Annotated in this window: 29 protein-coding genes; 14 read left to right on the top strand and 15 right to left on the bottom strand. The window is 71.2% G+C overall.

Features of this window, described 5'->3' with window-relative positions; all coding sequences use genetic code 11:
* Positions 1-27: 27 nt before the first annotated feature.
* Both ACFY3V_RS19110 and ACFY3V_RS19105 read right to left on the bottom strand, forming a co-directional pair.
* Entirely contained in the window at positions 28-867 is an 840-nt protein-coding gene (locus tag ACFY3V_RS19110; protein WP_389774843.1) for a TIGR04282 family arsenosugar biosynthesis glycosyltransferase, read from the bottom strand.
* Positions 864-1529 (bottom strand): glycosyltransferase family 2 protein, encoded by a 666-nt coding sequence (locus tag ACFY3V_RS19105; protein WP_362905941.1) that lies wholly within the window; start codon positions 1527-1529, stop codon positions 864-866. The genes ACFY3V_RS19110 and ACFY3V_RS19105 overlap by 4 nt, the downstream gene beginning before the upstream one ends.
* 92 nt (positions 1530-1621) lie before the next feature.
* Here ACFY3V_RS19105 and ACFY3V_RS19100 point away from each other — a divergent pair, with 92 nt between their 5' ends.
* The gene (locus ACFY3V_RS19100) at positions 1622-3010 is read left to right on the top strand and encodes a hypothetical protein (protein WP_389774839.1); all 1389 of its coding nucleotides are present in this window, start codon (positions 1622-1624) and stop codon (positions 3008-3010) included.
* Between the two features lie 106 nt (positions 3011-3116).
* Here the strand turns inward: ACFY3V_RS19100 and ACFY3V_RS19095 are convergent, their stop codons facing one another.
* The 4 genes from ACFY3V_RS19095 to ACFY3V_RS19080 form a co-directional block, all read right to left on the bottom strand.
* Positions 3117-4115 carry an NAD-dependent epimerase/dehydratase family protein gene (locus tag ACFY3V_RS19095; RefSeq protein WP_362905945.1) on the bottom strand — a complete coding sequence of 333 codons (999 nt, stop codon included), beginning with the start codon at positions 4113-4115 and terminating at the stop codon, positions 3117-3119.
* A 9-nt stretch (positions 4116-4124) separates the two neighbouring features.
* Positions 4125-4712: a DinB family protein gene (locus tag ACFY3V_RS19090; RefSeq protein ID WP_362905947.1), complete on the bottom strand. Its 588-nt coding sequence runs from the start codon at positions 4710-4712 to the stop codon at positions 4125-4127.
* A 159-nt stretch (positions 4713-4871) separates the two neighbouring features.
* Entirely contained in the window at positions 4872-5747 is an 876-nt protein-coding gene (locus ACFY3V_RS19085) for a hypothetical protein (RefSeq protein WP_389774836.1), read from the bottom strand.
* 114 nt (positions 5748-5861) lie between these two features.
* The gene (locus ACFY3V_RS19080) at positions 5862-7508 is read right to left on the bottom strand and encodes an ABC-F family ATP-binding cassette domain-containing protein (RefSeq protein WP_389774833.1); all 1647 of its coding nucleotides are present in this window, start codon (positions 7506-7508) and stop codon (positions 5862-5864) included.
* A 147-nt stretch (positions 7509-7655) separates the two neighbouring features.
* Here ACFY3V_RS19080 and ACFY3V_RS19075 point away from each other — a divergent pair, with 147 nt between their 5' ends.
* The 5 genes from ACFY3V_RS19075 (at position 7656) to ACFY3V_RS19055 (ending at position 11603) form a co-directional block, all read left to right on the top strand.
* The gene (locus tag ACFY3V_RS19075) at positions 7656-8366 is read left to right on the top strand and encodes a TetR/AcrR family transcriptional regulator (protein ID WP_362905953.1); all 711 of its coding nucleotides are present in this window, start codon (positions 7656-7658) and stop codon (positions 8364-8366) included.
* Positions 8367-8577: 211 nt separating this feature from the next.
* Positions 8578-9900: a hypothetical protein gene (locus ACFY3V_RS19070; RefSeq protein ID WP_389774830.1), complete on the top strand. Its 1323-nt coding sequence runs from the start codon at positions 8578-8580 to the stop codon at positions 9898-9900.
* Between the two features lie 87 nt (positions 9901-9987).
* Entirely contained in the window at positions 9988-10386 is a 399-nt protein-coding gene (locus ACFY3V_RS19065) for a hypothetical protein (RefSeq protein ID WP_362905957.1), read from the top strand.
* Positions 10387-10575: 189 nt separating this feature from the next.
* Positions 10576-10959, top strand: coding sequence for a metalloregulator ArsR/SmtB family transcription factor (locus ACFY3V_RS19060; RefSeq protein ID WP_362905959.1), 384 nt, complete (start codon positions 10576-10578; stop codon positions 10957-10959).
* On the top strand, positions 10956-11603 hold the full coding sequence (locus ACFY3V_RS19055; protein WP_362905961.1) for an SRPBCC family protein: 648 nt from the start codon (positions 10956-10958) through the stop codon (positions 11601-11603). Before ACFY3V_RS19060 ends, ACFY3V_RS19055 begins: the two co-directional genes overlap by 4 nt.
* Before the next feature lie 93 nt (positions 11604-11696).
* On the opposite strand, the gene ACFY3V_RS19050 is transcribed toward ACFY3V_RS19055, so the two are convergent.
* On the bottom strand, positions 11697-11927 hold the full coding sequence (locus ACFY3V_RS19050; protein ID WP_389774825.1) for a hypothetical protein: 231 nt from the start codon (positions 11925-11927) through the stop codon (positions 11697-11699).
* 125 nt (positions 11928-12052) lie between these two features.
* On the opposite strand from ACFY3V_RS19050, the gene ACFY3V_RS19045 reads away from it, so the two are divergent.
* Both ACFY3V_RS19045 and ACFY3V_RS19040 read left to right on the top strand, forming a co-directional pair.
* Positions 12053-12865: an aminoglycoside 3'-phosphotransferase gene (locus tag ACFY3V_RS19045; protein ID WP_362905965.1), complete on the top strand. Its 813-nt coding sequence runs from the start codon at positions 12053-12055 to the stop codon at positions 12863-12865.
* Positions 12866-12984: 119 nt separating this feature from the next.
* Entirely contained in the window at positions 12985-13524 is a 540-nt protein-coding gene (locus ACFY3V_RS19040; protein WP_362905967.1) for a dihydrofolate reductase family protein, read from the top strand.
* A gap of 213 nt (positions 13525-13737) precedes the next feature.
* Here the strand turns inward: ACFY3V_RS19040 and ACFY3V_RS19035 are convergent, their stop codons facing one another.
* The 3 genes from ACFY3V_RS19035 to ACFY3V_RS19025 form a co-directional block, all read right to left on the bottom strand.
* Positions 13738-14634 (bottom strand): alpha/beta hydrolase, encoded by an 897-nt coding sequence (locus ACFY3V_RS19035; protein ID WP_362905968.1) that lies wholly within the window; start codon positions 14632-14634, stop codon positions 13738-13740.
* Between the two features lie 289 nt (positions 14635-14923).
* A complete protein-coding gene (locus ACFY3V_RS19030; RefSeq protein WP_362905970.1) occupies positions 14924-15709 on the bottom strand; it encodes an SAM-dependent methyltransferase in 786 nt (261 codons plus the stop codon).
* The gene (locus tag ACFY3V_RS19025; protein WP_389774822.1) at positions 15693-16589 is read right to left on the bottom strand and encodes a helix-turn-helix domain-containing protein; all 897 of its coding nucleotides are present in this window, start codon (positions 16587-16589) and stop codon (positions 15693-15695) included. Before ACFY3V_RS19025 ends, ACFY3V_RS19030 begins: the two co-directional genes overlap by 17 nt.
* Positions 16590-17029: 440 nt before the next feature.
* Here ACFY3V_RS19025 and ACFY3V_RS19020 point away from each other — a divergent pair, with 440 nt between their 5' ends.
* Together ACFY3V_RS19020 and ACFY3V_RS19015 are read left to right on the top strand one after the other, a co-directional pair.
* Complete coding sequence (locus ACFY3V_RS19020) at positions 17030-17233, top strand: hypothetical protein (RefSeq protein ID WP_389774819.1); 204 nt, start codon at positions 17030-17032, stop codon at positions 17231-17233.
* A gap of 12 nt (positions 17234-17245) precedes the next feature.
* A complete protein-coding gene (locus ACFY3V_RS19015) occupies positions 17246-18211 on the top strand; it encodes a universal stress protein (protein ID WP_389774816.1) in 966 nt (321 codons plus the stop codon).
* Positions 18212-18286: 75 nt separating this feature from the next.
* Here the strand turns inward: ACFY3V_RS19015 and ACFY3V_RS19010 are convergent, their stop codons facing one another.
* Positions 18287-18643, bottom strand: a complete 357-nt coding sequence (locus tag ACFY3V_RS19010) for a spore germination protein GerW family protein (protein ID WP_350949882.1) — start codon at positions 18641-18643, stop codon at positions 18287-18289.
* 255 nt (positions 18644-18898) lie between these two features.
* On the opposite strand from ACFY3V_RS19010, the gene ACFY3V_RS19005 reads away from it, so the two are divergent.
* The 4 genes from ACFY3V_RS19005 to ACFY3V_RS18990 all read left to right on the top strand — a co-directional run bounded on the left by ACFY3V_RS19005 (position 18899) and on the right by ACFY3V_RS18990 (position 22706).
* Entirely contained in the window at positions 18899-19753 is an 855-nt protein-coding gene (locus ACFY3V_RS19005) for a universal stress protein (protein ID WP_362905977.1), read from the top strand.
* A 257-nt stretch (positions 19754-20010) separates the two neighbouring features.
* Entirely contained in the window at positions 20011-20958 is a 948-nt protein-coding gene (locus ACFY3V_RS19000) for a TIGR03557 family F420-dependent LLM class oxidoreductase (RefSeq protein WP_389774812.1), read from the top strand.
* Positions 20959-20979: 21 nt separating this feature from the next.
* Positions 20980-22161 carry a zinc-dependent alcohol dehydrogenase gene (locus ACFY3V_RS18995; protein WP_362905981.1) on the top strand — a complete coding sequence of 394 codons (1182 nt, stop codon included), beginning with the start codon at positions 20980-20982 and terminating at the stop codon, positions 22159-22161.
* 71 nt (positions 22162-22232) lie between these two features.
* The gene (locus ACFY3V_RS18990; protein WP_362905983.1) at positions 22233-22706 is read left to right on the top strand and encodes a hemerythrin domain-containing protein; all 474 of its coding nucleotides are present in this window, start codon (positions 22233-22235) and stop codon (positions 22704-22706) included.
* A 231-nt stretch (positions 22707-22937) separates the two neighbouring features.
* Here the strand turns inward: ACFY3V_RS18990 and ACFY3V_RS18985 are convergent, their stop codons facing one another.
* The 4 genes from ACFY3V_RS18985 to ACFY3V_RS18970 all read right to left on the bottom strand — a co-directional run bounded on the left by ACFY3V_RS18985 (position 22938) and on the right by ACFY3V_RS18970 (position 26809).
* Positions 22938-23225: a Fe-S cluster assembly protein HesB gene (locus ACFY3V_RS18985; protein WP_350949887.1), complete on the bottom strand. Its 288-nt coding sequence runs from the start codon at positions 23223-23225 to the stop codon at positions 22938-22940.
* Between the two features lie 104 nt (positions 23226-23329).
* Positions 23330-24697, bottom strand: a complete 1368-nt coding sequence (locus tag ACFY3V_RS18980) for an FAD-dependent oxidoreductase (protein ID WP_362905985.1) — start codon at positions 24695-24697, stop codon at positions 23330-23332.
* Positions 24698-24857: 160 nt separating this feature from the next.
* Positions 24858-26399, bottom strand: a complete 1542-nt coding sequence (locus tag ACFY3V_RS18975) for a multicopper oxidase domain-containing protein (protein ID WP_362905987.1) — start codon at positions 26397-26399, stop codon at positions 24858-24860.
* Entirely contained in the window at positions 26396-26809 is a 414-nt protein-coding gene (locus ACFY3V_RS18970; RefSeq protein ID WP_362905989.1) for a hypothetical protein, read from the bottom strand. The genes ACFY3V_RS18975 and ACFY3V_RS18970 overlap by 4 nt, the downstream gene beginning before the upstream one ends.
* Between the last annotated feature and the right edge of the window lie 85 nt (positions 26810-26894).

Genomic DNA, 26894 nt, shown 5'->3' with positions numbered 1-26894 from the left:
CGGGCGGCGCGTCGTACGGTCGCTCGGTCACCGGATCGCCCTCGTCCCGAGCGCGGCGAGGACGGTCGCGAAGCAGGACGAGGGCGCCTGGGCCGCGACCGCCGCGGCGTCGTCGGCGGTGTCCACGTCCCGCAGGAGGGGCAGCATGCCCACCGACAGGCCCGCCGCACGCAGTCGCAGCAGCTGGGCGGCGCCGGTCGTGGGCCGCGACATCGGCACCCCGAGCAGGAGCGCGGGGTCGGGTCGGCGCAGGCCGAGCAGCCAGAAGCCGCCGTCGGCGGCGGGGCCGAACACGGCGTCGCGGGTGGCGAGCCCGGCCATCGCGTCGGTCAGGAGCGCCGGGGTGACCTGCGGGGTGTCCATGCCGATCAGAACCATGGGCAGGGGGCGGGAGTGGTACGCGTCCTCGAAGGCGGCGGCGAGCCGCTCGTCCAGCCCGGCGCCCCGCTGCGGCAGGACGGTGAAACCCGGCGGCAGCCAGGGGCCGATGTCGCCGCGCAGCGCCAGCACCCGGTGGCGTGCCGGAGCGTCGGCCACCGCGCCCAGGGTGTCGGCCAGTGCGGCGGTGGCCAGGGTCGCGGCCTCCTCGGGGCTGAACGGCGGGGTGAGCCTGGTCTTGACCTTGCCCGCCACCGGCTCCTTGGCGATGACGACGATCTGGCCGTCGCCCGCCTGGACGGCCTGACCTCCGCCTGCTCGGCCGTCCTGCCCGGCGCCGACCACGTCACGCCGCTCGCCGTCCCGGGGGCGGGCGGTTCGCCGTGTCGTGTTCGGGCCGCCGTCCTTGAAGGGTGCGCTCTGCCGCGTCGTGTTCCGGGCGTCGCGGGTGTGCGGGTCCCGCCGCGGCGCGTTCCGGTCGCCGGTCATCGCGCGCCGCCCGGTTCGCTCATGACCTTGCGCATGTCGCCGATCGCGCGCAGCGTGCCGCGTACGGTGCCGGTGACCTTGGACCGTCCGGCGCGAGGCAGGTAGTCCACCCCGGTCTCGGCGATCCGCCAGCCCTGGTCGGCCGCGCGCAGCACCATCTCCAACGGGTAGCCGAAACGCCGGTCGGCCAGGTTCAGGGCGAGGAGGTCCGCGCGGCGGCAGGCGCGCATCGGGCCGATGTCGCGGAGCCTGGTGCCGGTACGCCCGGCCAGCCGCCGGCCGAGAAAGGCGTTGCCCAGCCGCGCGTGCAGCGGCCAGGCCGCTCCCGGCACGGGAACCCGCCTGCCGAGCATCAGGTCGGCGCGACCTGAGACGACCGGCTCGGTCACCCGAGGGAGCTGGCCCGGGTCCAGCGACGCGTCGGCGTCCATGAAGCACACCACCTCGCCGATCGAGGCGAGCAGTCCCGCGTGACAGGCGGCACCGAACCCGCGTCTGGGCTCACTCACCACCAGCGCTCCCAGCTCGGCCGCGACCCGCGCCGATCCGTCCGTGGAACCGTTGTCCACCACGATCGGCCGGTAACCGTCGGGCATGCGCTCCAGCACCCACGGCAGTGCCGTCTCCTCGTCCAGGCACGGGAGCACAACATCGATCTTCATGTTTGAGAACGCTAAGGTCGACAGGGCCTGTCAACTCTTACGGAGTAGTGACGTGTCAGGGAAAGAAAGCGGCCCGTACCTAGTGTGGGAGGGTGATCAAACCCTCCCGCCGGCAGGTCAAGGGTCCGCGTGCGGCCGTTGCTCCCTCCGCTCCCGATGACCCCGGCGGCCGCCGGAGCGGGCGGGCGCTCGCCGTCTGGGTCTCGCTCGTCGTCGCGGCGTTCGCCGCCGGGGCCGTCCTGCACGCGCGGGGCATGCTGCCCATCGATCACCTGCCACCCCTGCACGGACACTTCCGCACGCCGTCGTTCTCGCTCCTGCCGCCCCTGTTCCTCGGCGTCCTCGCGGTCGCCGTACTGCCCGTCCTGACCGCGCGGTCGCGCTTCGGCGCCGCCCTGCTCCTCGCCTACGGCACGGCCCTGGCCTGGACGGTGCTGCTCGCCGTCTCCGGCGAGGGACTGGCCAGGCCGTTCACCGGCCCTCACGAGTATCCGGCCGTGCTGCCCGCGGTGGGAGACGACCCGCTGGGCTGGCTGGGCTCCTTCACCGAGCGGCTTCCCGGCTATCCCACCCATGTGCGAGGACATCCGCCGTTGCCCGTGCTGGTGCTCTGGGCCCTGGCGAGGGTGGGACTGCCCGGTCCGTTCTGGGCGGCGGTACTGGTCGTGCTGGTCGGCTGCTCGACGGTCGTGGCGGTCGCGGTCACCGTCCGGAGCGTCGCGGGGGAGGAGGCGGCCAGGCGCGCGCTGCCGTACCTCGCCCTGAGCCCCGCCGCGGTCTGGATCGCCACGAGCATGGACGCCTTCTTCGCGGGGGTGGGCGCCTGGGGGGTGGCACTGCTGGTGTCCGGGGGCGCGGGCAGGACGCGTGTCCTTTCCGGGGTGGCGGCCGGAGTACTGCTGGGGGCGTTGCCGTACCTCAGCTACGGTCTCGTGCCCTACCTGCTGATCCCGGTGGTCGCCGCCGTCGTCGCCCGGATCTCCCGCGCGAGCGCGGTCGCCTGCCTGGCGGGGGTGGCGGCGGTCACGGCCGCCTTCGCCGCGGGAGGCTTCCTCTGGCCGGCCGGAGTGCTCGCCACCCACGCGGAGTGGACCGCCGACCCCGGCGCGGCGCGGCCCTACCTCTACTTCCTCATCGCCAACCTGGCAGTGCTCGCCCTGCTGACCGGACCGGCGACCGCCGCGGGCCTGGCGCGGATGGCGCCCGGCGGTGCGCGTGCCCCGCTGGGGACGGTGCCCCGCGGCGTGCCCGCTCTGCTGCGGGCGGTGTCCGGTGACACGCGTGCCCTGGTCGCGGCGGCGATCGTGGCCGTGCTCGCCCTCGACGTCAGCGGGGTGACCAGGGGAGAGGTCGAGCGCATCTGGGTGCCCTACGCCACCTGGATCGTCCTGGCGGCGGCCTGGTCCCCGAGCCGCCGCTGGCTCGCCGCCCAGGCCCTGACGGGGCTCCTGCTGCAGGGACTCGTCATCTCCCCCTGGTGACCGGTCCGACTTCGGGGCTCGACATCGGTCCAGCCGAAGAAAGCGCTCACTCACCGGCGGCTACCAGGCGTCGAGTCCGCCCGATCAGCCGACCCGGTGACTCCCGTCAGCCGAGCGGGGCGCCGGCGAACTCCTTCATCCCGTCCGCGAACGGGATGGTGGCGCGAAAGCCCAGCTCGGCCCGCGCTCGTTCCGGGCTGGCGACGATGTGCCGTACGTCGCCCAGCCGGTACTCGCCGGTGGTCACGGGCGCCGGGCCGCCGCGCTCGTCCGCGAGCGCCGCGGCCATCTCCCCGACCGTGTGCGGCTCCCCGCTCGCGATGTTGTAGGCGGTGAGCGTTCCCCCGGCCGACGAGCCGAGCGCGCAGAGCGCCGCGAGGTTGGCCGCCGCCACATCGCGCACATGCACGAAGTCCCGGCGCTGGCGGCCGTCCTCGAAGACGCGAGGGGCCCGGCCCGCCTCCAGCGCCGACCGGAAGATCGCCGCCACCCCCGCGTACGGGGTGTCGCGCGGCATCCGGGGCCCGTACACGTTGTGGTAGCGCAACGCGACGGCGGCGCCGCGCGTCTCGCGCGCCCAGTTCGTCGCCAGATGCTCCTGGGCGAGCTTGGTCGTGGCGTAGGCGTTGCGCGGGTCGGCCGGGGCGTCCTCACCGATGACGGCGCACGTCACGGAGAGTCCGCAGCTCGGGCACCGGGGTTCGAACTCCCCCCGGACGAGGTCGTCGCGGGTCCTGGGGCCGGGCCGTACCCTGCCGTGGGTCGCGCAGTCGTAGGCGCCCTCGCCGTACACCACCATCGACGAGGCCAGTACCAGCCGCTCGACGCCGTGCCGCGCCATCGCGGCCAGCAGCGTGGCGGTGCCCAGCACGTTCACCGAGGCGTAGTCCGGCAGGTCGGACACATCCACTCCGAGTCCCACCTTCGCCGCCTGGTGCACCACGGCGTCGACGCCGCCCAGCACGCGGTCCAGCGCCGCGTCGTCGCGCACATCCCCGCTACCGGCCCGCGCGTCGAGGCCGACGACCTCGTGCCCGGCCTCCTCCAGGGCCTCGACCACGTGACTTCCGATGAACCCGGCGGAACCGGTGACCAGTGTCCTCATGCGGCGACGCTATCCCCGCCCCGGCTCGTGGGAGGGGGACACCACGACGACGTTCGCATCTCGTAAGGAGGGGGCCAGCGCGCCGTGAAGGTGGCGGACGAGGCCGATCTCGGAGACGTTCTTGGTCAGCTCGACGGTGACCCAGCCCGCTATGTCGACCAGCCGCTGATCCTGCCCCCACGGCAGGCCGGCGGTCCTGTCGGACGAGTCGAGGTCGGCGTCGGTGAGCGGCAGCAGCGCCGCCCGCCAGTCGTCCTTCAGAGCGCGCAGCCAGTCGGCCGCGGCCGTGGCGGTGCCCGGCCAGGTGATCTCCTCGCGCTCGGGCGCCCCGGATCCGAAACAGTGCCCGAGGGTGGTCGTCCACCAGAAACCGATGTGCCAGGTCAGCCAACCGATCGAGACGACCGGCGCGGGATCGGGCTCGGGCACCTCCCAGTCGGCCGTCCAGCGGCCCCGGTCGTCGGGCCGGACGGTCCAGCAGCCGGGCGCGGGTTCCCAGAGGCAGGCCGGGTCGTCGAGGTCCTTCAGGTGATACTCGAACAGCGCCCATGCGATGTCGAGTTGCCGGACGAGCAGATCAACGCGAGGTACGGTCATCCGGGAACCCTGGCACCGCTCCCCGCCGCCCCGCCACAGGTTTTCACCTACCCGGCCCACACCGGCGACGACGCGGTCCTGCTCGCTCTGCCCTTACCACCGCGACCGCGGTGGTAAGGGTTCCACGCGCGCCGACGGCCGGGTTTCTGTGGCGGATTCTCAGCTCGACGGCACCCTCCCGTAGGCGCCGAGCACCTGGAGGGCACGCAGGGTCTCCACCCCCCGGTACTCCAGGGTGGCGGCCGCGCCGGGAGGCTCCCAGGTGATGGCCCACCCTCCGTCGGGCCGTTGGTCGGCGGCGAGCCGGTCGAGGTGGCCTTCGATCACGTCGTCGGAGAACAACCGGCGCCAGCGGCTGTCAGGGTGGGGAGCGAGATGCAGAGGGCTGACCCCGTACTCCGGGTCGGCGGGGTCGCTCCGATACCACTTCAGCTGCGGGAGCCACTCGCCCACCCGCTCGGCGAGGCGTTCGGCCCGGTCGCGGTCCGGGACGTGTTCGAGGAACACGAGCGTCTCGGACATGGCGTGCGCGTCGTCGGGAAATCCCTTCTCCAGCGCCGACCAGCACCAGTCGGTGGCCCGGGTGAGCCACGGATGCTCCACGCCCATCCCGTGCAGCAGCCCGGCCAGCCCGGCGGTGGGGTTCAGCCCCGGCGCGTAGGTCCAGTCCGACCAGTGCACGGCCCTGGGGTAGGCCTCCATGACCGGCAGGGAGAGGGGGACCGCTCCATCGGGTGCGGCGACCGTCGCGAGCCAGTCGCACGCGTGCGACACCATCGGGTCGGTCCCGGGCACACCGGCCGTCGACAACGTCTGGAACGCGACCTCCACGTCGATGGGCAGGCTCTCGGGGCAGCGCTTGTCGGGTTCGAGGCCGTGACCGAAGCCGCCGTCCTCGTTTCGATAACCGCGCAGGGCGTCCACCACTCCGGTGGCGGGCGCCGCCTGGAAAAGCGTGGCGAACAGGCGGCGTTCGAGCAGGCGTCCCTCGCGGAGGATGAAGGCCGAAGCGGTGTCAAGGATGCTGTCACTCATGCCATCCGATGATGGCGGGTACTCGCCGGGGCTGTCTTGTACGAATCGGACGCGGACCCGCCGGGTCGAGGCCGGTGACATGTTCGCCGACGACTTCGACCGCTTCGCGGCCCGTCATCGTGCGCGGCGGTCGCGGTCCGGCTGCCAGAGGGGTTCGCCGGACTCCCTGACCTCCCCGTCGGCGCCGAAGATCAGAAAGCGGTCGAAGTCGTCGGCGAACCATCGGTCGTGGGTGACGGCGAGCACGGTGCCGGAGAAGGAGGCGAGGCCGTCCTGGAGTGCCTGCGCGCCGGCCAGGTCGAGGTTGTCGGTCGGCTCGTCGAGCAGCAGCAGGGTGGCTCCCGACAGTTCGAGCAGCAGGATCTGCAGGCGCGCCTGCTGCCCGCCGGAGAGGGTCTCGAAAAGCTGCCGACCGGCGGGGGCGAGCTCGTAGCGGGCGAGGGAGGCCATGGCGTCGTTGAGTGTGAGCGACCCGGCGGCCGTGACGATGTCGGCGGGAGTCCTTCCGGCCAGGTCGGGGCGGGCGTGCGTCTGGACGAAGTAGCCGGGTACGACCCTGGCCCCGAGTTCCACGGTGCCCCGGTGGCGTACCGGGTCCGGGGGCGTGGACGCGGGGGAGAGCGCGCCACTTCCCGATTCGGCGAGCAGTCGCAGGAAGTGGGACTTGCCGGAGCCGTTCGGGCCGAGGATCGCGACCCGCTCTCCGTAGTGGATCTCGACGTCGAACGGCTCCGTCAGGCCGGTGAGCTCCAGGCGGGTGCAGGTGAGCGCGCGCTTGCCGGTACGGCCCCCGCTCAGGCGCATCCGGACGTTCTGCTCCTTGGGTGCGCTCTCGGGCGGGCCCGCCTCCTCGAACCTGCCCAGCCGGGTCTGGGCGGCCCGGTAGGCGGAGGCGACGGCGTCGTTGTTGGTCGCCTTCTGGCGCAGGGTGTGGACCAGTTTCCTGAGGCGGGCGTGCTCCTCGTCCCAGCGGCGGCGGCGTTCGTGCAGGCGCTCGTTGCGGTCGAGGCGGGCCTGGGCGTAGGTGGCGAAGCCGCCGCCGTGGGTCCACACCCCGCGTGACTCCACGGTGATGACGCGGGTCGCCGTGTTGGCGATCAGCCTGCGGTCGTGGGAGACGAGCAGGACGGTTTTCCTGGTGGCCCTCAGCTGCTCCTCCAGCCACTGCTTGCCGGAGACGTCCAGGTAGTTGTCCGGCTCGTCGAGCAGCAGGACCTGGTCGGGGCCGCGCAGGAGAGCCTCCAGCGCGAGCCTTTTCTGCTCCCCGCCCGACAGTGTGCCGACGTCGCGGTCCGCGACGTGCTCGTAGTCGGCACCCATCGCCGAGGTGGTGCAGGCGCTCCAGGTGACCTCGATGTCGTAGCCGCCGGCGTCGGCGTAGTCGCCGAGGGCGCGGGCGTAGGCGAGCTGGGTCTCCTCCAGGTCACGCTCATCCATCGCCCGCTCGGCCCGCTCCAACTCGGCGGTCGCGGCGCGCACGCGTTGCGGGGCCACCGACAGCAGCAGCTCGCGTACCGTCTGACCTCCACGGATGCCCCCGATGAACTGGCGCATCACACCGAGCCCGCCAGAGGCGATGATCCGCCCGGAAGAGGGGGGGAGGTCGCCGGCGATCAGTCGTATCAGGGTGGTCTTTCCCGCTCCGTTGGGGCCGATCAGTGCCGCGGTGACGCCGTCACCCACGCGAAAGGACACCTCGTTGAGCAGCAGCCGTCCGTCCGGCAGCACGTAGGTGAGCTCGTCGGCCTCGACATGTCCCACGGTGGCTCTCCTCGAAGATGGCGGTTCTCGGCGCGTTGTACGGGCGAAACCGCAGCTAGAACATTGGTCATACACTATGAACATTGATCGGGCCGCTTCTCAAGCCATTAAGATCCTCAGAGCGGGAGAGTCGGGGATCGGAGGGTCGTGAGCGCTACGCCGGGCAGGAGAACGCGGCGCCGGAGCGGTGAGGCGGCGCCCGGGGTGTGGCTGCGCCCCCCGCGCGCGGGCAGGGCCGAGCCGGTCGTCACCCTCGGGCGGATCGTGGCGGCGGCCGTGGAGCTGCTGGACGAGGAGGGGGCCGATCGGCTGACCATGCGCCGCCTCGCCGAGCGGCTGGGGACCGCCGCCACCACGCTCTACCTGCATGTGGAGACCAAGGACGACGTGCTGGACCTCGCACTCGACGCCGTGTTCGGCGAGGTGCCCGTCCCGCCGGCGTCGCGGGGGGCGTGGCGCGACGACGTCACCGCTCTGATCACCGAGTGGCGCGCCACCATGCTGCGCCACCCGTGGTCGGTGGCGGTGCTCGACCGTCCTCTGCTGGGCCCCAACGTGCTGGCCCGCACCGAATACCTGCACGCCGTGCTCGCCGGGGCGGGCTTCACCGGTCCAGGCCTCACCGCCGCCGCCTACGCCCTGGCCAACTACGTCATCGGTTCCGCGACGATGCAGGTCGCCGGTGCCGCGTACGGCGAGGCCGGGTGGAGGCGGGCCGCCGAGCTGCGGGTGCGGGCCGACGGTGAGCTGTATCCGACTCTCGCCGCGCACGGGGCCCCGATCGGTAATGACTGGGACCAGGTGTTCGGCATCGGGCTGGACTACCTGCTGGACGGCATCGAGTCGCGGATCCGGTGAGTCGGCGGGCTCGACGCGAGAAACTCTCCGTCGCGAGGGCCGACGGTTATTGATCTACAATGTAAAGGCGCCCGTGCGAGGCCATGAACAGACGAAAATCAAGATCACCTTCCTTCCCTGGCGATCTTGGTCCACCTGACGATCGACCCGCGGCGCGCGGCCGATACGCTCGCGCCCGGGAAGGACCGTAAGGGAGCGGGAAGGGAGGCCGATGCTTTTCGCCGTCGCGACCGTGTTCGGGCTCACCTGGTGGCTCGGGTGTTACGTGATCGCCCGGGACCCTCGCGAGCGCGGACCGAGGCGGGCCGGCCTGGGGCTGCTGGCCTACGCCGTCGCGCTGGCGATCGCCCAGGTGCTCACCGCCGTACCGGACAACGCGGTGAAGACGCTGGGCGCGGTCGAGACCACGCTGGTCTGCCTGCCGGCGCTGCTCTGGACGGGCGCCGTGCTGACTCTCGTTCCCGGTGGTGAGTGGCTGGACCGGGTCTGGTCCAGAGGGCTCGTCCCGCTCACGCTCGTGGTGTTCACGTGGCTGCTGGTGGCCGGGCTGGGGGAGGGGGTGAGCCTCGCGGCGCGGGTGGTGGCCGGGGTGCTGCTGCTGGGACCGCTGGCCGGGGTGCTGATGCTGCTCGTGCGGGCCAGGCCGCCGCGGGCCGGGTGGCTGGTGGTGGTCGCCACGCTGTTCTTCTGGCTGGGGGCGGCGCTGCTCGTGTTCCCGCTGTTCGGCCCGCCCGGTCTGCTCTCCATCGTCGCCATCGACGTGGACATGGTCCTGCTGGGCGTGGCCATCGCGATGTCCAGCGCGTTCCAGGCGGGGGAGGCGCTCTGGCGCGACATGCTGCGGTCCCTGCTGGGGGCGACGGCCGTGGCCGTCGCCTCCGGCGGCCAGGTCGCCCTGGCCGTCGCGCTCGGCGAGTCCACGCCCGCCCTCTCGGCGCTGTTGTTCGGCGTGATCGCGGTGGCCGTCGCCGCGCAGACGCTGGCCGGTCCTGTGCATCGGGCGCTGGACCGGATCGCCTTTCCCGGCGACTCGGGGATCCGCCGCGAGCGGGCCGAGCTGCGCGAGACGTCCGAGGCGCTACCGCGCCGCGAGCAGGGTCCGCCGCCGCCGGACGAGACCGAGTTCGTCCGGCTGACGCGGCGCGCCCTGGCCAACTACGGCGATCTGGGCAAGCTCGCCAGCAGCCCGCTCGCGAACCTGCCGGTGATCGACGCGCGGATCACCGGTGACATTCCCCTGGAGCGGGCGGCCGAGTTGAAGCACCTGCTGCTGGAGAGCATCCAGCGGCTCAAGCCCCGCGACGGCGAGTTCGGCACCAGTGAGGAGTGGCGCTTCTACAACGTGCTGTACTTCCCGTACGTTCGAGGGTTGCGTCCCTACCGGCGCGGGGCCGACCGAGGTGGGCTCGCCGCCGCCGAGCGGCAGGCGTTCGACTGGTTCGTCCGCGAGGTTCCCGAACGTACGCTCTACAACTGGCAGAACGCGGCGGCCAAACTCGTCGCCGATGATCTTCGTCGTGAGAATCGGCAGTGAATGGCAGTGCCATGTCTGCAGATGGCAGCGGGTGGGGCGGTGTGCTGGGCGTGTCGAAACCCGACACCCTCAGCGAAGGAGACATCGATGACCACGACCGCCCCCACCGCTCGCCGCACCTCCCTGCTGACCCGCGCGCTAAGGACGGACGCCGTCCTCACCGGAGGGTTCGCGCTCCTGCTGGCCGTCGCGGCGACCCCGCTCGCCGGTCTGCTCGCCCTCCCCGAGCCGTTGATCCGCTGGGCCGGGATCGGGCTGCTGCCGTTCACGGCGTTCGTCGCCTATCTGGCCACCCGCCCGGTTCCGCCCAGGGCGGGCGTCTGGGCGCTGATCGTCGTCAACGCGCTGTGGGCCGTGGACAGTGTCCTGTTGCTGTTCACGGGCTGGGTGGACCCGAACCCGCTGGGTGTCGCCTTCGTCGTCGCCCAGGCTCTGCTGGTCGGCGCCTTCGCCGAACTCCAGTACGTCGGGTTGCGCCGCGCCTGACCCCGGGCCGCCGAGAGGTCCCGTCGCGCCCGGCAAGGGCGGCGGGACCTCTCGGTGATCCTGGAGGTGTCGACCTCCGGCAGGGGCTCGGGCCCTGAGGGCGGTGGTGTTGGGGCCGAAGGCCGGTGGGTCGCGTCGCCGTTATGGCAGCGTTGACTTATATAAGTGAATGCTGAAATAATGTGTCCTGTGCACGCCTTCGATGTTCTCGGTGATCCGGTCCGGCGCCGGATCCTGGAGCTGCTCGCCGACGGCGAGCGGAGCTCCGGTGCGATCACCGCGGTCATCCGGGAGGAGTTCGAACTCTCTCCCTCGGCGGTTTCGCAGCATCTGCGGGTGCTGAGGGAGAACGGGTTCGCGAAAGTCCGGGCCGAAGGCGTCCGCCGCCTGTACGCCATGGACTCCGCCCCCCTTCGGGAGATCGACCTGTGGCTGGAACGCTTCCGCCGGTTCTGGAGCCGGCATCTGGACGTGCTGGCCACCGAACTCACCCGCGGCGAACGCCACCCGACCGACGATCCGGGCGCGGCGGCCGACGGTCGCCCCTCTGCCAAGGAGAAGAAAAATCCATGATCGACATCATCGCCCAGATCAACGCCATCAACCGTGAGGTCGGCAACCGGCCGACGGCCGACGGCGAGGCCGTCGGCGTCCTGCTGCGCCGCCGCTACGAGGCGCCGATCCATGACGTGTGGGAGGCGCTGACCGACCCCGACCGCATGAAGCGCTGGTTCCTGCCGATCAGCGGCGAGCTGCGGGTCGGCGGCGACTTCCAGTTGGAGGGCAACGCGGGGGGCCGGATCCTGCGCTGCGAGCCTCCCAGCCTGCTGAAGGTGACGTTCGGCGGCGAGAGCAGCCTGGTCGAGTTGCGCCTGTCCCCCGACGGGGAGGAGGCGACCACCCTCGAACTTGAGCACACCGTCCCCCTGGAGATGGCCGGCAGCGGCGCGGGCGCGCTCTATGTCGGGCCAGGATGGGACGGCGCTCTTATGGCGCTGGGCCTGTTCGTCGCCGGGGAGGTGAGTGACGACCCGGTCGCGGCGGCGAACTCGCCGGAGGGCCAGGAGTTCTGCCGGCAGTCGGTCCACGCGTGGGTCGCGGCGATCGAGGCCTCGGGCACCGCCGACTCCGCCGAGATCGCCGCCGCGACCGAGGTCTCGCTGGCGCAGTTCGCCCCGGACGTCGGCTCCCCCGTGGAGAAGAAGGGGAACGCCTGATCGAACGGCGGCCGGCCGCACGCGTACCGCGACGGGTGCCCGCGGTGGATCAGGCGATGCCGACCGCGGGCACCGGAGCACGGGCCGGGCACCTCACGACGGGAAGTCGTCGGCCAGGATCTGCGCCAGCGCGTGCGCGGTCTGCCGAACCATCCCGGGATTGGTATCCCAGTAGTACGCCAGCCCCGTTACGGCCTGGTAGAGCGCCCAGCCGCGGCCACGTGACCAGGCCGCGTCGTCGACGTCGAGCTCGGCTCGGAAGCGTCGGCGAACCAGCGGAACATCGGTCAGGATCTCGTCGGGGTGCATCTTCGCTCTGCTCACCGCCTTCATCCTTGACCGCCCGCGCGGGACGCGGCAATCGGTTTCCCGGCTCGTCCCCACGGCCGGGCCCTTCGGAGGGAAAACCGTTTGCCGCCGGCGCCGCGCCTATGAAGGATGGGGTTCTCATGAGCCGTCCCGTCATCTCCGAGATCCCGACCGGCCCCGTCACCGTGCCCGGCGTCGTCACGGCGCTCGCCGCCGGTGACACCGTCACCCCGGTGTGGCGCAACGAGCTCGGCGGGCTGACGTTCCGCCTCGAAGACGGACGCGGCGGCATCAGATACGCCAAGTGGGTCGCCGACGGCACCCCGGAGATCGACCTTCAGGCGGAGGCGGAGCGCCTGATCTGGGCACGGAGCTGGGTGACCGTCCCGCGGGTCCTCGAGCACGGTACGGACGCCGACGGCGCGTGGCTGGTCACGGCGGCGGTCCCGGGCCTTTCGGCGGTGGATCCCCGCTGGAGCGACGCCCCGGCGACCGCGGCGGCCGCGATCGGCCGGGGGATGCGCCTGCTCCACGACACCCTGCCCGTGGACCGGTGCCCGTACGAATGGAGTGTCGAGCGGCGGCTCGCGCGTGCCGACGAACGCGTCACCGACGGCGAGGGACCCGCCGACTGGTTCCCCGAGCACCGGCACCTGGGACTCGCGGAGGCACGGGCCCGCATCGGGAATCCCCCCGCCGTCGATCGCCTCGTCGTCTGCCACGGGGACGCGTGTGCCCCCAACACCCTGCTGCACGAGGACGGAACGTTCGCCGCGCACGTCGACCTGGGCTCGCTCGGGGTGGCCGACCGGTGGGCGGACCTCGCGGTCGCGGCGTGGAGCATGGACTGGAACTACGGCCCCGGCTACGACGGCGTCGTGTACGAGGCGTACGGAATCGTCCCCGACCCCGAGCGCATCGCCTACTACCGCCTGCTGTGGGACCTGGCCTGACCGGCCGCGGCCGCCTGTCCGGCGAGAAGCCGTAAACAATCCGTAAACGGGTTCCGCCACGCTGAAGGCACATCGAAAACAGCGGGCCAGAAGGGCCGGCCACCCTTGAGGAGCAGGACATGAGCAAGGTTGTCGCAGTCATCTACATCTCGATGGACGGCGTCGTGGAGGAGCCCGCCTGGACCGGCCCGTACTGGAACGACGAGCACGCCAGGTTCCAGAGTGGCCAGCTGCACGCCAGCCGGGCGCTGCTGCTGGGACGCAAGACCTACGACGGCATGTCGCAGGCCTGGCCGAAGATGGAGGGCACGCCGGGGGCGGAGCAGATGAACGGCCTGCCGAAGTACGTCGCCTCGACCACCCTGCGGGATCCGGAGTGGAACGCCACCGTGATCAAGGGGGACGTCGCCGAGGAGGTCGCGAGGCTCAGGGCCGAGAAGGGCCAGGACCTGCTGATCTACGGCAGCGGCGAGCTGGTCGCTTACCTGATCGAGCACGGGCTCGTCGACGAGCTCAAGCTCTTCCTCCACCCGGTCGTGGTCGGCTCCGGCAAGCGCCTGTTCCCCGACGGTGTCGCCACCTCCTCCTGGAGGCTGGCCGGCACCGCGGCCTTCAGCTCCGGTGCCATCGTGCTGGACTACCGTCCGGCCGCCGGGTAGCGCCGGCCCGTCGCCGAAGCCGCCACGCGGGGCACCCCCGCGTGGCGGCTTCGGCGTCAGGCCGTGTCGCCGGACGACCCGGCCGGCGCTGCGTCCTTGATCGGCCGGCGCCGCCACCGTATGCCGGCCATGTGTTCCGCGTGCGATCCGATCGGCCCGGGGATCACCCGTCGTACCGGATCGGACGGAGCCGCCGGTTCGCGACGAACAGGTCTAGCGGACGGAGCAGATCGCGGATCCGATCACCGCTGTCACCGCGTCCGGATGCGACACCAGGGTCAGGTGAGAGCCGCCGGGAAACTCGGTGACCTTCGAGTGTGCCCGGCGGGCCATGAACCGTTCCGAGGACGGGGTGATGATCCGGTCGCCGGTGCTGATGAAGTACCAGGAGGGGATCGTCTTCCACGCCGCGGCCTGCGACGGCGTCGTGAACGCGCTGGTCGAGGCGGGCCGCTGGGAGGCCCACAGGCGCAGGGCCGTGGCACGGGGCAGGTCCGAGGCGAACGAGCGGACGAAGGTGTCCCGCCTGAGATACAGGTCCTCCGCTCCCTGGGGCGCCGCAGGGTAGGACACCGTCTCGTAGAGAGAGGCGGGATCTGCGGACAGGGCGGAGTCGTGGCCGCTGAGCTCGCCGGTGCTCTCCCCGATGTCGGGCGCCGCCGCGTCGACGTACACCAGGGCCCTGACGTTCGGGACGTCCGCGGCGGCGTTCGTGATCACCGAACCTCCGTAGGAGTGTCCGACGAGCACGATCGGGCCGGAAATCGTTCTCAGGAAGTCGGCGACGGACGCGGCGTCGCCGGTGAGCCCGCGCAGCGGGTTGGCGATGGCCCGCGCGGTGTAGCCCGCTCGTTGCAGGGAGCCCACCTCGCCGCTCCAGCTGGAGGCGTCGGCCCAGGCGCCGTGTACCAGGACGACCGTGGGCTTGGCGTGGCCCGGCGATCGGCGGCAGGGGGGCAGCGGCTCACCCGTGGGCGCCGACGGCGCGCGTACCGTCGTGGCCGCCCGGTCACCGGGCGCCGGTGATGTCATGGTGGTTGCCGCGATCACGGCGAATGCCACCGCGGGGGCGATCCCACCGAGCGGTAGGTGGACACGGGCGGGTCTCATTGCTCTCTCCCTGATGCGAGGAACGACCTCCGGGTTCCGGTGAACGGTGACTCCGCCATCGGGCGGCGAGCGCTCGCCGCCCGGCTCCGGGCGGTCGTTCTCGTGAGCGTCGGCGCCGCTCCCGGTCAAGGTCCTTGGGTCTGATACCTCGCGAAAAAGAAGAGTTACCTCGAATTACCTTAAAAGATCACGATCAGGGTTCGGTGCCGGTTCGGCGGCCTCCGATCCGAGGGCGGGAGTTCGCGGCCGGACGGCCCGGCACGAGGCCGCGTGGCCGGAGCGCCGTCACTCAGCGCGGTGGGATCCGGCCGAGGCCGGCGACGACCTCGAAGGCGTGCTCGGGGTAGGGATCGCCGTCGGCGGGGCGCCAGTCCGCGGCCAGGACGAGTCCGGGGTCGAGGAGTTCGAACCCCTCGAACAGTTCGCCGACCTCGCGCATGGTGCGAAGGTGTACCGGGTTGCGGGTCTGCCCGTACACCGCGAGCCCTGCGGACGCCTCGTCCTCCGGCATCGTGTCGGAGCAGGCGTGGGTCAGCCCCAGGTAGCTGCCCGGCGCGAGGGCGTCACGCAACTGTGCCATGAGGTCGTGCGCGGTGTCCCCGACGACGAAGTGCCACACCGCGACCGTGAACACGCCGATCGGCCTGGTGAAGTCGAGCGTGGCCCGCACCCGGGGATGGTCGAGGATCTCCTGTGGCCGGCGCAGGTCGCCGTGAATCGTCACCACGCCGGAGTGGTCCACCGTCGACTGGTTGTGCGTGACGACCGTCAGGTCGTTGTCGACGTACACGACGCGGGCGTCCGGGTGGATCCCGCGCACGACCTGGTGGAGATTCGGGGGAGTGGGCAGGCCGCAGCCGATGTCCAGGAACTGGTCGACGCCGGCTTCCGCCATCGCCCTGGCGGATCGCAGCAGGAAGCCGCGGTTGGCCCGGCAGGCGTCGGGGACCGTCGGGAAGTGAGCCACCAGCATCCTGACGGCCTCCCGGTCCGCCGCGAAGTTCTCCTCGCCGCCGAGCATGACATCGTACATACGGGCCGCACTCGCCTGCGACGCGTCACTGGGATGGGTCACCTGATGCCTTTCCAAGAGGGGAACGGTCGTCCATTACGTGAATGCGGTCACAGATCCTCATGAGGAGCGCCGTCGTGTCGCCACGGTCGCGGGCCGCGAGCGAGAGCCGGTCGAAGGTGACGGCGTGCTCCTCCCGGAGGGACCGCTCGGCGACCTCGTCCCGCTGGCCGTGCATCGCGATCATCTGGGGCCGGCCGTGACCACTGCGAAAGATGGTGAAAGGCCCGTATCCGGGGATGAAGTGTGAGCCCATCGGATTCACCTGGATGCTGATGCCCTTCATCTGGGCGGAGGCGGTCAGCGCGATGAGCTGGCGGATGTGCGCGTCGATCCCCGCGATCGGCCGCCACAGCACGGGCTCTTCGATCACGGCCCACAGCACGGGCCGGTCGTCGCCCGCGAGTACCTTCTGGCGGCGCAGCAGCTGTTCCACGTTCCTCTCGACGCGCGGGGCCGGGTCCGGGTATCGGCTCATCCGGTGGACCGCCGCCGCGTATTCCGGGGTCTGCAGGAGCGGTGGGACGACGAACGGCTGGTAGGTGCGGATGAGGTCCGAGGTCTGTTCCAGGCGCATCACCACCGCCGTGTCCAGCGGGAGTTCCTTGCTGTCCCACCAGCCGGGTTTGCGCTCGCCGAACGCCACCGACAGCAGCATCTCCTGCTGGTACGGGTCGACGACCCCGTACAGGGTGAACAGGTCACGCAGGTCGTCGCGGCGGAAGCCTCGCTGCCCGGTCTCCATACGGCTGATCTTCGACTCGCTGGCGCGGATGGCCTTGCCGGCTTCGGCGGCGGTCAGGTTGCACTGGAGCCGTAGCTGCCGGAGCCGGGCGCCGACGATCTGGCGCGCTATGTCGCCTGCGTCTGTGTGAGCGTTCACATCACCTCCGAGCATCTCCGCCTGCCGGACCTGGACCGTCAGTGGGAACCAATGTCTTTTCCGTGAACTGCCATGTTTCTTGACTTGCCATGGCAAGATCGTCCAGAAGGCGAAATTGAGGCTATTGCTTATTTTCTCTCACTGCCTATGGATTTCAGGTAGTGTTCCATGAAATTTCAAGATCACAAAACTTGCGGAAGGCGCGTCCGGTCAAGGGCCACCCCGCAGGACGGCCCCTCTTCCTGAGCACGTCCGCGACGGCCAGGCCCGCCGATGAGCGCCCCCGTCCCCCGTCTGGGCCGCCCACCTGCCCGGAAGACGTCGTTCGGCCGCGGGCGAGACCGGCGCGCGGGACGGAAGTCCCGGCCGGACGGGCCGTTCGGCCGCTGTGCGAACACCGCTGTGGCGATGGGATGGAGACACTCCCCGAGGAGGTCGACATGGCTGCGTATGTGGTGGTGAGTACGGACTCGGCCCTCGCCGACAGGGCTCTCGCCGACAGAGTCGTCGGCGTCGGCGTCGGCGTCGTCGGCGTCGGCGTCGGCGAGGTGTGGCGCGGCCTGAGGATCGTCGGCGGGCGCGAGCCGCGGACCCACGACATCCCGGCGCGCGTCCCGCCGTCCGGGTCTCGCCGGGGCGACTGAGGAGGGGGCGCCGTGCCGTTCTCATCGTTCGCCTCTTTCGACGTTTTCGCCGGGGAGGGGCCGTCACGCCCGGACGGGTGGTCGTCGGCGAGGAGGGAGATCGTCGTCGGGTTCGACGGATCGCCGCAGAGCCGCGCCGCCGTCGAGTGGGCGGCGCGCGAGTGCCGCACACGGTGGATGGAGCTGACCGTCTGCCACGTCTGGGACGGTCCCCACGCCGAACGCGAGGCCGCCGTCACCGGACAGCGCCGCACGCTCGCGGGCGGCATCCTGACCGACGGCGTGGAGCTGGCCGAACGGCTGCTGCCAGGCCGAACCGTGCGGTCGATCCTGGCGCGCGGCGCCGCCGGGCCGGAACTGGTCTCACTCGGCCGGACGGCGCGGATGCTCGTGGTCGGACGCCGGGGACTCGGCGGGGTCTCCGGCGTGCTGCTCGGTTCGGTGAGTGCCCATGTCGCCGCGTACGCGCCCTGTCCCGTGCTCGCCGTCCAGCGGCCGGACGTGACACCGCGGCCGGGTTCGGGGCAGGGACCCGTCGTGGTGGGGGTGGACGGATCCGCCTGCTCGCTCGCGGCCCTGGGGTTCGCCCTCTCCCACGGCCGGGCCCACCGGCTGCCGGTGCACGTGATCCACGCGTGCGCGGACACCCCGCACCGGACGGGGAGATTCGCGCGCTCAGCGGCCGGAGAGGACGTTCGGCGATGGGTGGAGGAGGTGGCGAGCGCGTTGGAAGGCGACCGCCGCGGCATGGTCGTCACCGCCACCGTCTCCGGTGAACCGCCGCTCGCGGCACTGCTGTCGCACGGCCATCGGGCGTCACTGCTGGTCGTCGGCTCTCGCGGGCTGGGGCCCCTCAGAGCGCGGCTCCTCGGGTCGGTGAGCCGAGGACTGCTGCACCACGCGTCCTGGCCGGTGGCCGTGGTGAGATCCCGCAGCCCGCACGGCCGTGGCCGGGAGCTCTCCTTCAGGGAACTTTGAGCCTGTCCGGCCTCTCCTGATCGGGGACCTTCGCCACGGGACCTGGAGCCCGGCCGGTTCGCGCGGGCTCGCGCGTCACCGCCTCCTCGCCGCCCTGGCACGCGCACGCACGATGGAGCGCACCGTCAGCAGGGCGGCGACGAGGACGATCTGACCACCGAGGATGATGCGGTTGACGTCCACCGCGGGTTGCCAGCGGACCTCGGAGTCCTTGACGACGAACACCCCGGCGGCGGTGACGTCGAAACCGAACCCGCCCCCCGACCCTTCCGCGGCCTGCTCGCCCCCTTCCTTTCCGCCGCCCCCACCACCGCCACCGATCACCCTGGCCACGGGAATGATCGTCACACCGTCCTGGACGATGGGCTCGCCGAAGACCCGCCTGATCGAGACGGTGTCCTTCGCCTGTTCGAGAATCTCCGTGATTTTCACGGTGCCTTTTCCTTTCGACGGCCGATGTCCCCTCCATGATCGTGCGGAACACGGTGCCGGGGAAAGGGGCGAAGGTCCGCCCCCGAAGGAAGGCCGCTCCTCAGGGGGGACGAAAGCCCTGGTCCTCGGAGAGGACGAAAGCCCTGGTCCTCGGAGAGGACAAAAGACTCTGTCCACGCGCACCGAAGTCGGGACCTGTGGCCCTGGGGCCGGGCCGCCCGGCGCGGCTCTGATGGGAGGGAAGGGAGAACAGCCATGTCCGCTCTGATCATCGCCGGAACCGACGGCTCCATCGGCGCGACCGCCGCGGTCGGATGGGCCGCCGACGACGCCGCCCGTACCGGCCTGCCGCTGCGCATCGTCACCGCCGTGCACCGCCGGCCGAACGACATCTCCAGATTCCCCGTCCTCGACGGGGAGGAGGACGCGATGACCCGGGGCGCACGCGAGGTGCTGGACGAGGCCGAGGCGACGGCACGCACCCGACAGCCCACCGCGGAGGTGAGCACCACGTTGGCCGAGGGCCCACCCTCGTTGGTCCTGCGCGATCTGGCACGGGACGCGGCGGAGATCATCATCGGAAGCCGTGGTCTCGGCGGCTTCGCCGGAGCCGTCATCGGTTCGGTCAGCATGCACGTCGCCGGGCACGCGCACTGCCCGGTCGTCGTGGTCCAACCGGGCCAGGTGCCGGCGTACGGCGAGATCACGGTCGGTGTCGACGACTCCGACGCCTGCGAGCCCGCCCTCGCCTACGCCTTCGAACAGGCCAGGCATCGCGAATGCACGCTGCGCGCCCTGTACGCCTGGCAACTGCCCGTGCACGTCTTCGCCCCGGAGATCGCCTACGACATGGACGAGGTCCGCATCGCCCAGTACGCCGCGATGGCCGACCGGCTCGCCTCCTGGCGGCAGAAGTATCCCGAGGTGAGCCTCATCGAGGACGTTCGGTGCGCGCACCCGGTCGAGGCACTCGCCGAGGCCTCCAAAGAGGGAGACCTGCTCGTCGTCGGTTCCCACGGCCGTGGCACCCTGGGCTCGCTGCTGCTGGGGTCGGTCAGCCGGGGTGTCCTGCATCACGCGCACTGCGCCGTCGCGGTCGTCCGCTCGTGACGACGTTCACGGCCACCGTGGCGACCGCGGGCCCCGTGCGAGCGCTCGAGGCATCCGTGGAAATGACCTGAACCCTTCCCGCCCGCGAGTGCGGCGAGGGGCCGGCCGGGACCCCTTTCTCCCAGGAGATCTCACTTCGGGAGGGCCCGGAGGAGGTCAGGCCCGTGCCGGGCATCCGTACGGCGCGGCCCTCCGTTTGACCCGCACGGACGGGGTAGGGGAGACATCGCCGCAGCTCAGGCGATCCGGGAGGGGAAATGACCAAGTTCGGATACTTCTTGTCGAGCGAGGAACACGGTCCGGCGGAACTCGTACGGCAGGCCAAACTCGCCGAGCGGGCGGGCTTCGAAGGGCTGTGGATTTCCGACCACTTTCACCCATGGCTGGACGTGCAGGGGGAGAGCCCGTTCGTCTGGTCGGTGATCGGGGCGGTGGCCGAGGCGACCTCGCTGCCCATCACCACCGCCGTCACCTGCCCGCTGATCCGCACCCACCCGGCGATCATCGCGCAGGCCGCCGCCACCAGTGCGGCGCTGTCCGGCGGCCGGTTCCAGCTCGGTGTCGGCACCGGTGAGGCGCTCAACGAGCACATCCTCGACTCACGCTGGCCCCCGGCCTCCGAGCGGCTGGAGATGCTGGAGGAGGCGGTCGAGCTCATGAGGGAGTTGTGGAGCGGGAAGCTGGTGACCCATCGGGGCACCCACTACAAGGTCGACACCGCCCGCCTGTACACCCTTCCCGACGAGCCGCCGCCCGTCTACATGTCCGCCTTCGGGGACAAGGCCGTGCAGCTGGCCGGGCGCATCGCCGACGGCTACATCTGCACCTCCCCGAGTGCCGAACTGGTGGAGAAGTTCCACAAGGCCGGTGGCGCGGGCAAGCCCTCCCAGGGCGGGCTGAAGGTCTGTTACGCCGCCGACGAGGCCACGGGCCGTAGGACCGCGCACCAGCTCTGGCCGACCCAGGGCATCAAGGGGGAGGCCTCGCAGCTGCTGCCACTGCCCCGCCACTTCGAGGATCTCGCCGAGGCGGTCACCGAGGACGAGATCTCCGCCCCCTGCGGCCCCGACCCCGAGGTGCACGTCAAGGCGATCAAGGAGTACGTGGACGCGGGCTTCGACGAGATCTACATCAGCCAGATCGGCAAGGAGCAGGACGCCTTCTTCGACTTCTACGCCAAAGAGGTCCTGCCCCGGCTGCGCTGACATCCATCCGAGGAGGAGAACATGAAAGCTCTCACCTGGCACGGCAGACGCGACGTACGGGTCGAGGAGGTTGCCGACCCGATACTCAAGGAGCCGAACGACGCGATCATCAAGGTGACCACCAGTGCGATCTGCGGATCGGACCTGCACCTGTACGAGGTCCTGGGCCCCTTCATGGGCGAGGGCGACATCCTGGGCCACGAGCCGATGGGCATCGTGGAGGAGGTCGGCTCCGAGGTCACCTCCATCAAGCCGGGGGACAGGGTGGTCATCCCGTTCAACATCTCCTGCGGCCACTGCCACATGTGCGGCCTGAACCTCTTCGCCCAGTGCGAGACCACCCAGGTCCGTGACCAGGGCATGGGTGCGGCCCTGTTCGGTTACACCAGGCTGTACGGCGAGGTTCCCGGCGGGCAGGCCGAGTACCTGCGGGTCCCCGAGGCGCAGTTCGGCCCGATCAAGGTTCCCGAGGGGCCGCCGGACGAGCGGTTCGTCTACCTGTCCGACGTGCTGCCCACCTCCTGGCAGGCGGTGGAGTACGCCGACATCCCCGACGGCGGGAGCGTCACCGTCTTCGGGCTCGGCCCGATCGGGCAGATGACCTGCAGGATCGCCAAACACCTGGGCTACCGGGTCATCGGCGTCGACGGGGTGCCCGAGCGGCTCGCGATGGCGCGCCGGCACGGCGCCGAGGTGCTCGACGCCTCCGCGACCGCCGACATTCCCGGCGCGGTCAGGGAGCTCACCGGAGGGCGCGGCACCGACTCGGTGATCGACGCGGTCGGCATGGAGGCGCACGGCTCCCCGGTCGCCAAGTTCGCCCAGACCGTCACCGGCCTGCTGCCCGACGCGATCGCCGCCCCGCTGATGTCCAGCGCGGGCGTCGACCGGCTGCGCGCGCTCAACCAGGCCGTCGACACGGTACGGCGCGGCGGCACGATCTCCGTCGTCGGCGTCTACGGCGGCATGGCCGACCCGATGCCGATGCTGAGGATGTTCGACAAGGGCGTCACCCTGCGGATGGGCCAGGCCCACGTCAAGCGCTGGATCGACGACCTGATGCCGCTGGTGACCGACGACTCCGACCCTCTGGGGGTGATGGACCTGGCCACCCACAGGCTCCCTCTCGACCAGGCGCCGCACGGTTACGAGATCTTCCAGAAGAAGCGGGACGGGGCGATCAAGGTTCTTCTCAACCCCTGACACACCGGACAGGTCGCGAGAAGAAGCACGAAGAACGTCACCGGAAGAACACGAAGGGGAAAAGGAGAGGAATGGACGCGATCGTTCTGCTGAAGGACGACCACAAGACCGTCGAAAAGCTGTTCAAGGAGTTCGAGAGCGCGGGGGAGCGGGCGTACAAGAAGAAGCGGGAACTCGTCGACCAGATCATCGAGGAGCTCACCGTCCACGCTCACATCGAGGAGCAGATCTTCTACCCGGCCGCGCGTGAGGGCGCTCCCGAGACCTCCGACCACGTCCTGGAGAGCGTCGAGGAGCACCACGTGGTGGTCTGGATGCTCTCCGAACTGGCCGGGCTCGACCCCGAGGACGAGCGGTTCGACGCCAAGGTCACGGTGTTGATCGAGAACGTCCGCCATCACGTCAAGGAAGAGGAGGAGGAGTGGTTCCCGGAGGTGCGGGAGGCGATGGGGCGCAAGAGACTCCAGGAGATCGGTGAGGAGATGGAGAAGGCCAAGGCCGGGGCTCCCAGGGACCCGCTCGCCCTGAGCAGCGCCCGCGCCTGACCTCTTCACGCGTCCGTACGGCTCTCGCGGCGGCATGCCCCTCCGAACGTCGGAGGGGCATGCCTCTACGGGGGACGCAGAGGAGATACGGCGTCTCGGCTGGCAGGGGTCTTCTCACCGGCTCGGTGACGGCCTTAGGGAGACCGGGCGAGGCGGGAGCCCCGCGACACGCACGGGCCCCGGCCCCCGATCGGGGGCCGGGGCCCGCGTGCGCCGGGGTCCGTTCCGGTGTCAGGGAAGCTGTTCGGTGACGAGAAACGCGACGCCGCCCCCCTCGTCGACGTCGGCGTCCAGCGACTTGTCGTCGAGCATGTCCACGACCTGCGGGTCGAGGAAGATCCGTGCTCCTTCCGACTCCACCACCCTGTCGGCGGACTCGGGGTGTTCCGCGATCGAGAGCACGAGCGATCCGGTTCCGTCGCTCTGGGATGAGATGCGCACCCCGGTATCGGGGGAGTCTGTCATCTGCGAGCTGAGATCCCGGATTACCTGGGCTGCCGTGTCCGTCAATGTGAGCATTGCTACTCCTTGTCGGTATCGGGACTTGGATTCTTCGCCCTTGCCCGCTCTCATCCGCCCCAACCATCCCCCCGGATTTTCTCGCGGCGACCACGATCGGCCGATCATGCGGGATGCCGGTCAAGGCGCTCTGCCGCCTTGCGCGCGGCGATCAGGACCGGGTCCCACACCGGGGCGAACGGGGGAGCGTACGACAGGTCGAGCCCCGTCATCTCCTCCACCGTCATCTCGTGCCACAGGGCGACGGCCAGGGCGTCGATGCGCTTGGCCGCGCCCTCCTGGCCGACGATCTGGGCCCCCAGCAGGCGGCCCGTCCCCCGGTCGGCGATCACCTTGATCTTCATCATCCGGGCGCCGGGAAAATACCCGGCGCGCGTGGTGGACTCCACGATCTCGCCGACCGGTTCGAACCCGGCCTCCAGCGCCTGCGCGGTCGTCAGGCCGGTGCGCGCCACCTCGTACTGGCAGATCTTGGAGACCGCGGTGCCCACGACACCGGGGAAGGAGGCGTACCCGCCGCCGATGTTGATGCCCGCGACGCGTCCCTGCTTGTTGGCGTGGGTGCCCAGCGCGATCGCGACCGGCCGCCGGGAGACCCGGTGGAAGGTCTCGACGCAGTCACCGGCGGCCCAGACACCCTCCACCGGGGTCCGCATCCGCCGGTTCGTCCTGATCCCCGAGGTCTCGCCGACCGGGATGCCCGCGGCCTCGGCCAGCGCGCTGTTCGGCCGGGTGCCCAGCCCCAGGACGATCAGGTCCGCGGGCAGGGCCCGGCTGCCGGTGCGTGCCGCGCGGACCCGCCCCCCTGATTCCTCGAAGCACTCGATGCGTTCGCCGAGGTGCACCTGGACCCCCAGGTTGCGCAGGGCGTCGGTGATGAGGGCGCCCATGTCCGGGTCGAGCGTGCTCATCGGCTGCTCGCCGCCGTCGACGAGCGAGACCTCCAGTCCACGCCGCACCATCGCCTCGGCCATCTCCAGGCCGATGTAGCCCGCGCCGACCACCACGGCCCTGCGCGGCCCGCGCTCCAGGGCCTCCAGCAGCGCGATGCCGTCGTCCAGGGTCTGCACCCCGTACACGCCCCTGGCGTCGGCGCCGGGCAGGTCGGGCCTGGCCGGTACGGCGCCGGGGGCGATCACGAGCTGGTCGAAGGGCTCCAGGCCGCGGCGGCCCTCCTCGTCGCGTACGGTCACCACGCGCCGGTCCAGGTCGATCTCGACGACCTCGCTGCGCAGCCGCAGGTCGATGGCGAACTCGTCGCGGAACACCTCGGGACGACGGCTGATCAGCGACTCCACGTCGGCGACCTCCCCGCCCACCAGGTAGGGGATGCCGCAGGCCGAGTAGGAGGCGTGCGCTCCCTTCTCGAAGGCGACGATTCGCAGGTCCTCGGGCCCGCGCCGGCGCCTGGCCTGGGAGGCCGCGCTCATCCCCGCGGCGTCGCCGCCGATCACCACCAGTCGTTCCGTCATCGCCTCATCCCTCGTGTGGACCGCCGATGCTACGGCTTCCTCCCCGGGACACGCTCAAACGGGTACGCCGCCACGCCGTGCGCCTGAGGCGGGTCCTCGGATTTCTCCTCGGGACACGCTCAACGGGCGCCCCGTCACGCCGTGCGCCTCCGGCGGGCACTCAGACCACCTCGAAGTCGGCCATCATCGCCATGTCCTCGTGTTCGAGATTGTGGCAGTGGATCATGTAGCGCCCGCGGAAGCCTTCAAACCGCACCAGGACCTCCACCACCTCGTACGGGCGCAGGTCGACGGTGTCCTTCCAGCCGCCGTCCGTCGCTGCCGGGGCCCTGCCGTTGCGTGACAGCACCCGGAAGTGGGCCAGGTGCACATGCACGGGGTGGTGGAAGTCGCTGGTGAGGCGCCAGATCTCGGTGGTGCCGAGCCGGGGGCGGGCCAGCGGGACACCGGGCCGGAACGGCAGGCCGTTGATCGTCCAGGCGGCGTCGGGGCCCACCCCGGTCCTGCGGAAGTCGAAGAGACGCGAAGCGGCGGCGGACGACCTGAGGGCCGGTTCGACCGCGGCCAGACGGCCGGGCACCGCGCTGTCCTCCCGGGCCCGGCGCGCGACACGAAAGCGCATCACGTCGCGTGTCCGGCCGGTGCCGAGGGTGTTGACCATCGTCACCTCGCTGCCGACCGGGTAGGCGGAGAAGTCGACGACCACGTCGAACCGTTCGGCGGGGGCCATCGTGATCGTCTCGTGCGCGACGGGGGCGGCCAGCAGCCCGGCGTCGCTGCCGACCTGGACGAACCGGCCGCCGGGGGTGAGCTCCAGCCGGTAGCGGCGGGCGTTGGAGGCGTTGAGCAGCCGCAGCCGGTATCGGGTGGCCGAGACCTCGAGCACCGGCCAGGGAGCGCCGTTGACCAGGATCACGTCACCCTCGACGCCCTGCATGTAGGCGGCCTCGACCCCGGCGCTCACCAGCAGGCTGGGATCGGTCGCCGGGTAGCGGAACGAGCCGTCGGCCTCGAACGCGCGGTCGCAGATCATCAGGGGGACGTCCCGCTCGCCCCTGGGCAGCGGCAGCGCGTCGTCCTCGTCATCCCCGACGATCATGAACCCGGCGAGCCCTCGCCAGACCTGCGGGGCGGTGAAGTCCATCCGATGGTCGTGGTACCAGAGCGTGGCGGCCCGCTGGTCCAGCGGGTACGCGTAGTCCCTCGCCCCGGCGTGCAAGGTCCACTGGGAGGGGTCCACGAGCATGCCGTGGTGGGAGTGGCCGCCGGGCGGGGGCCGGAAGCCGCGCCCGGCGGCCACCACCAGGTCGGTGGGGTAGCCGTCCGAGCCGGACGGGGTGACGCCGCCGTGCAGGTGTGTGGAGGTCGGCACGGGCAGCTCGTTGCGCACCCGGATCGTGACGGGGCTCGCGCGCCTCACCGCGAAGGTGGGACCGGGGAAGGTGCCGTCGAATCCCCACACCTCGGTCGTGGTCCCCGGGATGATCTCCACCTTCGCGGGACGCTGGACCACCTCGTAGTGTCCCGGCCCGGTGGGGCGCGCCACGGCGGGGATCGGCAGCGGGACGGTGAACGGCCTGGGCAGCGGCAGCGCGCTGGACAGGACCCGGCCGGAGACCTCGGCCGACACCGAACCGCAGCCCGCCGCGGCCAGGCCCGCCGCACCGAGCGCGCCGCCCAGGAAAAGCCTTCTGGAGATCACGCCGCGACCCTCCGCTGTCCCCGCCAGGTCCAGGCGGTCATCCACACGGCGAGACCGAAGATCACCATCGCGAGCGGGATGTGCGGGGCGACCAGACGCTCCATGCCCAGCAAAATTTGGACGTTCAGCAACACCGCCTGCAGGACGCTCACCCACAGCGGCCACACCGGGCCGCGCGCGGGGCGCCACAGCGCGATCGCGGCGATGAGCTGCAGGCCGACCAGCACCGTGGTCACGGTGGCGTTGAGGCTGTGGTGGGCGAGCAGGTCCACCTGCCCGGTGACGAACATCCCGGCGATGATCGCCTGCCCCAGCACGGTCGCCAGGTGCAGGGTGGCGGTGGCCCGCAGGGACCAGACGATCCAGGCGGGCACGCGGGCCCGGCCGGTCGAGGCGGGCGGGGAAATCATGGACACCTCCGTCGGATTGTGGTGTCCAGGCTCTCGGCCACGGGCTCGGGCGTCGTCACCCCGAGGGCGGGGCTTGGCCGTACTC

It is taken from the genome of Streptosporangium sp. NPDC000095, assembly GCF_042899335.1.
Classification (GTDB): Bacteria; Actinomycetota; Actinomycetes; order Streptosporangiales; family Streptosporangiaceae; genus Streptosporangium.
Note: the sequence above shows the minus strand (reverse complement) of the source record. Positions and strands in the feature narration are given on the sequence as shown.